The 8,455-nt window shown below is 69.5% G+C and carries 7 protein-coding genes and 1 rRNA gene; 7 read left to right on the top strand and 1 reads right to left on the bottom strand.

The genetic code is table 11. The features are described from left to right. A 5S ribosomal RNA gene (gene rrf / locus ACWDXS_RS35610) occupies window positions 1-91 on the top strand; the annotation flags it as partial. Window positions 92-216: 125 nt separating this feature from the next. On the opposite strand, the gene ACWDXS_RS35605 is transcribed toward rrf, so the two are convergent. After that, window positions 217-1,857, bottom strand: a complete 1,641-nt coding sequence (locus ACWDXS_RS35605; RefSeq protein WP_449972789.1) for a hypothetical protein — start codon at window positions 1,855-1,857, stop codon at window positions 217-219. A gap of 117 nt (window positions 1,858-1,974) precedes the next feature. On the opposite strand from ACWDXS_RS35605, the gene ACWDXS_RS35600 reads away from it, so the two are divergent. The 6 genes from ACWDXS_RS35600 to recN all read left to right on the top strand — a co-directional run bounded on the left by ACWDXS_RS35600 (window position 1,975) and on the right by recN (window position 8,224). Beyond that, a complete protein-coding gene (locus tag ACWDXS_RS35600; protein ID WP_387449430.1) occupies window positions 1,975-3,102 on the top strand; it encodes a hypothetical protein in 1,128 nt (375 codons plus the stop codon). A 412-nt stretch (window positions 3,103-3,514) separates the two neighbouring features. Beyond that, window positions 3,515-4,408 carry an HAD-IIA family hydrolase gene (locus ACWDXS_RS35595; RefSeq protein WP_387449424.1) on the top strand — a complete coding sequence of 298 codons (894 nt, stop codon included), beginning with the start codon at window positions 3,515-3,517 and terminating at the stop codon, window positions 4,406-4,408. Window positions 4,409-4,421: 13 nt separating this feature from the next. Next, the gene (locus ACWDXS_RS35590; protein WP_387449421.1) at window positions 4,422-4,706 is read left to right on the top strand and encodes a hypothetical protein; all 285 of its coding nucleotides are present in this window, start codon (window positions 4,422-4,424) and stop codon (window positions 4,704-4,706) included. A gap of 1 nt (window position 4,707) precedes the next feature. Next, window positions 4,708-5,529 (top strand): TlyA family RNA methyltransferase, encoded by an 822-nt coding sequence (locus ACWDXS_RS35585; protein WP_449972784.1) that lies wholly within the window; start codon window positions 4,708-4,710, stop codon window positions 5,527-5,529. Continuing rightward, window positions 5,526-6,455 carry an NAD kinase gene (locus tag ACWDXS_RS35580; RefSeq protein ID WP_378630063.1) on the top strand — a complete coding sequence of 310 codons (930 nt, stop codon included), beginning with the start codon at window positions 5,526-5,528 and terminating at the stop codon, window positions 6,453-6,455. Before ACWDXS_RS35585 ends, ACWDXS_RS35580 begins: the two co-directional genes overlap by 4 nt. Further along, the gene (gene recN, locus ACWDXS_RS35575; RefSeq protein ID WP_449972780.1) at window positions 6,455-8,224 is read left to right on the top strand and encodes a DNA repair protein RecN; all 1,770 of its coding nucleotides are present in this window, start codon (window positions 6,455-6,457) and stop codon (window positions 8,222-8,224) included. Before ACWDXS_RS35580 ends, recN begins: the two co-directional genes overlap by 1 nt. Window positions 8,225-8,455 lie beyond the last annotated feature (231 nt).

Below are 8,455 nucleotides of genomic sequence, written 5' to 3'. Positions count from 1 at the left end.
GCCCGGTCCCATTCCGAACCCGGAAGCTAAGGCCACCTGCGCCGATGGTACTGCACTCGACAGGGTGTGGGAGAGTAGGACACTGCCGGAACATCCTTCGCGATAGGGGACCCTTATTTGGGTCCCCTATCGGCGTTTGTGGACTCGATACGAGTTCGGTACGCCAGGCGGACGATGCCCCGTCCTTCGTCCGTGGTTGAATTCTTAGTGGCGGGGTCATTGACAACACTCCCCGCAGGTCGGGGAACCTAGAGAGGGATCGCCGTGTCGGAACACAACGACGGACGGAAGCCTTTCCGCCGGGACGGAGACGCCCCCGGTTTCGGCCGGCGAGGCGAACCGACCGATCGCCCCCGCGGCGGACACGGTGACAATCGCGGCTCGGGCCGTGGCGAAGGCGGCGGATTCCGCCGCGACGACGCAGGCCGAGGCAGCAGCGCAGGTCGTGGTGGCTCCGACCGTGGCAGCTCCGACCGGGGTGGATTCCGTCGCAACGACGACAATCGCGGCTCCGGTCGTCCCGAAGGCCAGCGCGGTGGCTACAACCGCGACGACCGCGGCGGCAGCTCCGACCGCGGTGGATTCAAGCGCAGCGACAGTGGCGACCGCGGTGGCTACCAGCGCCGTGACGACGCCGGTCGCAGCGGTTCCAGTGACCGTGGTGGCTACCGGGGCAACGACGACCGCCCCCGCGGTGGTTCGGATCGTGGCGGCTCCGCTGATCGCGGTGGCTACCAGCGCCGCGACGACAGCGCGAAGGGCGGCTACCCGAAGCGCGACGACGCGAGTCGTGGTGGTTACCAGCGACGTGATGACAACGATCGCGGCGGCTACCAGAAGCGTGACGACAACGATCGGGGCGGATTCAAGCGCAGCGACAGTGGCGACCGCGGTGGCTACCAGCGCCGTGACGACGCCGGTCGCGGTGGCTCCGGTGATCGTGGTGGTTTCAAGCGTCATGAGGGCGGAAGTGATCGTCCCGCAGGTGGTTTCGACCGCGGCGGTGACCGTGGTGGCTACCGTGGTGGTTCGGATCGCGGCGGCTCGTCGGATCGTGGTGGCTACCAGCGCCGCGACGACAACAAGAGCGGTTACCCCAAGCGCGATGATGCCGGTCGCGGTGGTTACCAGCGCCGTGATGACAACGATCGCGGCGGCTATCAGAAGCGTGACGACAGCGATCGCGGCGGATTCAAGCGCAGCGACAGCGGCGACCGCGGTGGCTACCAGCGCCGTGACGACGCCGGTCGCAGTGGCTCCGGTGACCGGGGTGGTTTCAAGCGTCATGAAGGTGGAAGTGACCGTCCCACAGGCGGTTTCGACCGCGGCGGCGACCGTGGCGGGTACCGCGGCAACAATGACGATCGCCCCCGCGGCGGTTCGGGTGGCGGCTTCCGTCGTAACGAAGGCGACGACCGTTCGCGTGGCAGCTCCGATCGTGGTGGCTTCCGTCGCAGCGAAGGCGGCAGCGACCGTCCGGGTGGCGGCTTCCGTCGTAACGACAGCGATGACCGTTCGCGTGGTGGCTCCGATCGCGGCGGCTATCAGAAGCGTGACGACAAGGGTGGTTACCCGCGTCGTGACGACAGCGGCAAGGGCGGCTACCAGCGGCGCGACGACAACGATCGTGGGCCGAGGCGCGACGACGACCGCGGTCGCGGTGGCTTCAAGCGTGACGCGCGCTCCGGTGGCAGCCAGGGCAAGTTCGTCGGCGAGGACGGCAAGCCGCTCGACGGCACCTACCGCGAGAAGCGACGTGAGCGCGACAGTGACGTGCTCGGCGTTGTCTCGGCATCGGCTGCCTCCGATATCGACGAGTCGATCACCGAGGACGACAGCACGGCCTCGGCCGGCCACTCCGCGACGGCGAGCGACAAGCCCGCAACCGACGAGTCGACAGCGTCCACTGAGCAGTCCGAAGACAACGCAAGCTCGGCCACGGCGCGGGTAGCCGAGACCGACGACAAGGCGACCATCGACACCGGTGAAGGTGACCGTCCTCGTGACGCCGACGGCGTCGAGTCCGAGAGCGGCAGCGCGCGGGTCGGTTCGGATCTCGACAGCCGGTCCGATGCCACCGATCGCGGCTCGGACAGTGGCGACCTGAATGACGCCGCCCGTGACGATTCCGGCCTCGACGAGAGCCCCCGCGGCTTCGATCGTGACAGTGTTGCCCGAGGTGAGTCGGATCGCGACGACCGTTCTAGCGGTTCGGATCGTGACGATCGGGCCGCTGGTGACGCCGACCGTGGCGAGCGGCGTGGATTCGCGGATCGTGGTGCCCGTTCGGACCGTGACGACCGTGCGCGCAGTGGCTCGGCGTCCGGTGGTGCATCGCGGTCGGGTGACTTCGGCGATGACCGCCGTCGCGGCGGTGAAGGCGCTCGTACGACGGGTGGGCGGCCGGACGATCGCCGTGCGGCGCGTCCCGAAGAGCCCGATCTGCCCGAGGATGTGCAGGCCTCCGATCTGGATCCGGCCGTGCGCCGTGACCTGCTGAGCCTGGACAAGAACAACGCCGATTCGGTGGCTCGGCACATGGTGATGGCCGTCGAGCTGCTCGAGGACGACCCGCGCCTGGCGCTGGCACACGCTCGGGCCGCGCGGCAGCGTGCGGGCCGCATCGCGGTGGTGCGGGAGACCGCCGGTGTGGTGGCCTACCACGCCGAGGAATGGGCAGAGGCGCTCTCGGAGCTGCGGACCGCACGACGCATGTCCGGTGGCGCCGGGCTGCTCGCGGTGATGGCGGACTGCGAGCGCGGTCTCGGCAGGCCGGAACGCGCCATCGAGCTCGGTCGCAGCGAGGAAGCACAGACGCTCACCGGTGACGAAGCCGCCGAGCTGCGGATCGTTGTGGCAGGCGCCCGGATGGATCTGGGTCAGTTCGACCAGGCCGTCGTGACGCTGCAAGCCTGCGATCTGGACCCGTCGCGCACGGGCTCCGCCGCCGCGCGCCTGTTCTATGCCTACGCCGACGCGCTGGTGGCGGCCGGCCGCACCGATGACGGCCTGCAGTGGTTCCTCAACGCCGCTGCCGCCGACCTCGACGACGAAACCGACGCCGAGGAGCGGGCAACCGAACTCACCGGCGACGCACAGTAGAACCACAAGGCCGTAGGCCGGGAACGCATCCAGGTTTCCCGGCCTGCGGCCTTTTCGCATGTCATCAGAGGTTGATGTCGGCCGGCAACGCCGGATCGGGTGTGGCACAGAGGTACTCGGTCGGCTCGAGCGGTGGACCGGCCTCCTGCGCTGCGGGCAATCGAGCACGCTGTGCGAGCGGGGATCTACTTCGGCCGGCAACCGGCCTGGTTTCCCTGTTGCGTCGGTGCGCGCCCGCGACGCGCTGGGCGAGACGTCCGCAACTGGGGACATCGCGCACGAACATGTGGCACATGCTCGATCATGAAGGGTGCGAGCGCTATTCGGCAGCCGAGGGGAACCGAAGCTGTCGGTGCCTTCGCCTAGGGTCGCAGATGTGTCCGACCCGGCAGAGACGACGAAGTGAGGGTGGATGGACCGGCTACGCGATCGATACGAGGCATTGCTGCTCGACCTGGACGGAACGCTGTACCGCGGACCCGATGTCATCGAAGGGGCGCCCAAAGCGCTTGTACCGGATGGTGATTCGGCACAACGTCTCGTCTACGTCACCAACAACGCCGCGCGCGGTCCCGGTGCCGTGGCGCACCACCTGGACGAGCTCGGCTACCCGGCGACCGCGGGCGATGTGGTGACCAGTGCGCAGGCCGCCGCCCGCATGTTGTCCGAACGGCTGAGCCCCGGCGACAGGGTGCTCGTCGTCGGAACCGACGATCTGGCCGCCGAGGTGAAAGCCGTCGGCCTCGAGCCCATCCGCCGATTCGGCGAGACCCCACCAGCGGCGGTCGTCCAAGGCCACTCGCCGGCAACCGCATGGCCCGACCTCGCCGAAGCCGCCTACGCCTTGCGCGCGGGCGCGCTGTGGATCGCCGCCAATACCGACCGCACCTTGCCCAACGAGCGCGGCCTCGCCCCCGGCAACGGCTCGATGGTCGCGGCCCTGGCGACCGCCTCCGATCGTGAGCCCCTCGTAGCGGGCAAGCCCTACGCGCCGCTGATGGAAGACGCGATCGAGCGAGCGGGCACCCGCCGCGCCCTGGTCGTCGGCGACCGGCTCGACACCGATATCGAGGGCGCCAACGGCCTGGGTCTGGACTCGCTGCTGGTGCTGACCGGAGTCAGCACGCTCGAGGAGGTGATCGGCGCGCCCGCCGCCCGGATCCCCACCTATATCGCCGCCGGCCTCGACGCCCTCAACGACGCCACCGTGGCGGAGGCCGCCGCACCGGCGGACATCGCGGAACTGTTGCGACAGTATCCCGGCCGGGCGGTACGGGTGCGCGCGGCCGATTCGGAAATCCGATAGCGTTGACGCCACGATGAGTACTGCGAGTTCACCGCCGAACGGCGCGTCACAGCCACCCCGGCCCGGGATTCCCGTGCCGGGCGCTCACCTGCCCGGCGCAGCGGCGCAGCAGGAACCCGCCGATCCGCACCGGATCAAGACCGAGGTCGACGCACTACTCGCCGAACTCGGTCCGCGTCCTGTCGCGGGCCCGGCGGAGAACACCGAGGCCGGTGCCGATATCACCCGCCGTGCGCGCATCCTCGAACAGGCGCACGACGTACTGGTGGACGCGCTGGCGACAGTGGACAAGATCTGAGGTGGCCAGACGAGCGCGGGTGGACGCCGAACTGGTTCGCCGCGGGTTGGCGCGATCGCGAGAACACGCGGTCGAGCTGATCAGCGCGGGCCGTGTCCTGATTGCCGGAACCGTCGCCGTGAAACCGGCGACGGCCGTGGAGACGGGAACCCCGCTGATCGTGCGGGAAGAGCCCGACGAGGTGTCGTGGGCCTCGCGGGGCGCGCACAAACTGCTCGGCGCGCTCGCGGCCTTCGAACCCGAGGGGCTCGGCCTCGCGGGTAAGCGGTGCCTGGACGCGGGTGCGTCGACCGGTGGGTTCACCGATGTGCTGCTGAACAAGCGCGCGCGCGAGGTGGTCGCGGTCGACGTGGGCTACGGCCAGCTGATCTGGCGGCTGCAGAACGACGACCGGGTCCGAGTGTTCGACCGCACCAACGTGCGCAACATCACTCCCGAATCCATCGGTGGCACAGTCGAAGTCGTTGTCGGTGACCTGTCCTTCATCTCGCTCGGGCTCGTCCTCCCCGCACTGGCGGCCTGCGCGGCCGACGGCGCCGATCTGCTGCCGATGGTGAAGCCGCAGTTCGAGGTCGGCAAAGACCGGGTCGGTTCGGGCGGTGTGGTGCGTGATCCGGCGCTGCGAACCGAAGTGGTGTGTGATGTGGCGAGCGCCGCCGCCGCGCTCGGGCTGCGCACCCTGGGTGTGGTCGCCAGCCCGCTGCCCGGTCCGTCGGGCAATGTCGAGTACTTCCTGTGGTTGCGCAAGGTCGGCCCGTTCGACTACGACGCCGAACAGGTGCGGGCGCTGGTCGCGCAGGCTGTCGAGGAGGGTCCGCAGTGAGTACGCATGCCGGCGGCAGGGAGATCCTGCTCGTCGCCCATCCCGGTCGCGCGGAGATCATCGAGACCGCGCACCGGGTGGCGAAGATCTTCGCCGAAGCGGGTATCTGCCTGCGGGTGCTGGCCGACGAGGCCGACAGCACCCGGTTCGAAGACGAAGCCGGATATCCGGTGCGGGTGGTGCCGCACAGCCCGTCCGCGGCCCAGGGCTGTGAGATGGTGCTCGCCCTCGGTGGCGACGGCACGTTCTTGCGCGCGGCCGAACTCGGCAGGCCCGCGGGTGTGCCCGTGCTGGGAATCAACCTGGGCCGCATCGGTTTTCTCACCGAAGCCGAGGCCGAGAACCTCGACGAGGCGCTCTCACAGGTGGTCGATCGCGACTACCAGGTGGAAAACCGGATGACCATCGACGTCACGGTGCGCGTGGACGACACGATCGTCGAACGCGGCTGGGCGCTCAACGAGGCCAGCCTCGAGAACGCCCAGCGGATGGGCGTGCTGGAAGTGGTGCTCGAAGTGGACGGGCGGCCGGTCTCGGCGTTCGGCTGCGACGGCATCCTCATCTCCACGCCCACCGGGTCCACCGCCTACGCGTTCTCGGCGGGTGGACCGGTGGTGTGGCCCGAACTGGAGGCGATGCTGGTGATCCCGAGCAACGCGCACGCGTTGTTCGCGCGGCCACTGGTGACCAGCCCGGAGTCGCTGATCGCGGTGGAGACCGTGGCAACCGGACACGACGCGATCGTTTTCCTCGACGGCAGGCGCACTCTCGCGTTGCCGCGTGGCGGCCGCGCCGAAGTGGTGCGCGGCGAACGTCCGGTGCGCTGGGTGCGGCTCGATTCGGCGCCCTTCGCCGACCGGATGGTGCGTAAGTTCCAACTGCCGGTCACCGGCTGGCGGGGCAGACAGCGAACGGAAGAGCACTGATGCTGACGGAGATCAGGATTGACGGACTCGGTGTCATCTCGACGGCCACCGCGCAGTTCCATGCCGGTCTGACCGTGCTCACCGGCGAGACCGGTGCGGGCAAGACCATGGTGGTCACCAGCCTGCACCTGCTCAGCGGTGCACGCGCCGACGCGGGACGGGTACGCCTGGGCGCGGCGAAGGCCGTGGTGGAGGGTCGTTTCGTCGTCGACGACGTGAACGACGCGGCTCGCACGGCGGTCGGGGAGGTGCTGGAATCGGCGGGTGCCGAGGCCGACGAGGACGGCAGCGTGATCGCGGTCCGCACGGTCAACAGCGACGGACGCTCGCGCGCGCATCTCGGTGGTCGCGGGGTGCCCGCCGCGGTGCTCGGTGAGTTCACCTCCCGGCTGCTGACCGTGCACGGCCAGAACGATCAATTGCGGTTGCAGCGGCCGGAGCAGCAGCTGTCGGCACTGGACCAGTTCGCCGGCGACGGCGTCGCCGGTCTGCTGCGCAAATTCCAGGTGCATCGTCGGTCCTGGCTGGACGCGCGGACCGAACTGCTCGAACGCACCGCGCGCAGTCGGGAACTGGCGCTGGAAGCCGACCGGCTCAAGCATTCGCTCACCGAGATCGACGGCATCGCGCCCGAACCCGGAGAGGACACCCGCCTGGTCGCCGAGATCCGCAGACTCAGCGACCTCGATTCCCTGCGCGAGGCGGGTGTCGCCGCGCACGAGTCGCTCTCGGGCCCGACCGACGCACCGGCCGACGGTGGCGGTGTGCTCGATCTGCTCGGTGGCGCCCGCGCCCGCCTGGATTCCGCCGACGACCCGGCCCTGGCCGCGCTGGCTCCACGGCTCGGCGAGGCGATCGCGGTGGTGGTCGACGTGACCACCGAGCTCAGCAGCTATCTGTCGGAATTGCCGTCTGATCCCAGCGCACTGGACACGATGCTCAACCGTCAGGCCGAGCTCAAGTCGCTGACCCGCAAATACGCGCCCGACATCGACGGGGTGATCGCGTGGGCCGACGAGTCGCGCTCGCGCCTGGACTCGCTCGATGTGTCCGAGGACGCGCTGGCCAAGCTGGCCGGTGAGGTGGAGACGGCCGCGGGCAAAGTGCGCGAGGCGGCACGCAAACTCAGTGCCGCGCGCGCCAAGTCGGCGGGCAAGCTGGCGAGCGCGGTGAGCACCGAACTCAGTGGGCTGGCGATGGGGAAGGCGCGCTTGGAAGTCCAGGTCCGCCCGCTGCAGGCCAGTGCCCAGGATTCCGCGCCGTTGGAGATCGACGGTGCGCTGTTGCACGCCGGTTCGAACGGCTGTGACGAAGTGGAGTTCCGGCTCTCGGCGCATTCGGGAGCCCAGTCGCTGCCGCTCAGCAAGAGTGCGTCCGGCGGCGAGCTCTCGCGAGTGATGCTGGCCCTGGAAGTGGTGCTCGCCGGATCCGATCACGGCGCGACCATGGTGTTCGACGAGGTCGACGCAGGTGTCGGCGGCCGGGCCGCGGTGGAGATCGGCAAGCGCCTGGCGCGCCTGGCCCGCACCCATCAGGTCATCGTCGTGACCCACCTGCCCCAGGTGGCGGCTTTCGCCGACACCCACCTGGTGGTGAACAAGTCCGACGACGGAAAAGGCAAGGTGGACAGCGGCGTTCGCGCGCTGACCGACGAAGAACGAGTGGTGGAACTGGCCCGTATGCTCGCAGGCCTCGACGACACGGAGACCGGCCGCGCCCACGCGGAAGAACTCCTCGAAACCGCCCGAGCCGAGCGCTTACCCGCCTGAAGCGAGCACTACCCCCAAAACGGTCGGTCACCACACCCGAAGCCGACCGACCGCACTTTCAACCACCCCGCACACCCGGCCCGTCCCCGTCTTCAACATCCCACCCAACCCAGCCACCGCACTCCCGACCTCTAGGGAGGGACGGCCACGAAGTGGCCGGTCCGCGGCCGGCCCGCCGGTCAGGCGCCGGGGCGTAGGCGACGAAGGAGCAAGCCCCGGTGCCTGACCCGA

The sequence above is a fragment of the Nocardia sp. NPDC003183 genome (assembly GCF_053590715.1).
This window is presented reverse-complemented; position numbering and strand designations above follow the sequence as displayed.

Coding starts and splice junctions, on each gene's coding strand:
- recN (WP_449972780.1), top strand. CDS start 6,455: ATGCTGACGGAGATCAGGATTGACGGACTCGGTGTCATCTCGACGGCC.
- ACWDXS_RS35595 (WP_387449424.1), top strand. CDS start 3,515: ATGGACCGGCTACGCGATCGATACGAGGCATTGCTGCTCGACCTGGAC.
- ACWDXS_RS35590 (WP_387449421.1), top strand. CDS start 4,422: ATGAGTACTGCGAGTTCACCGCCGAACGGCGCGTCACAGCCACCCCGG.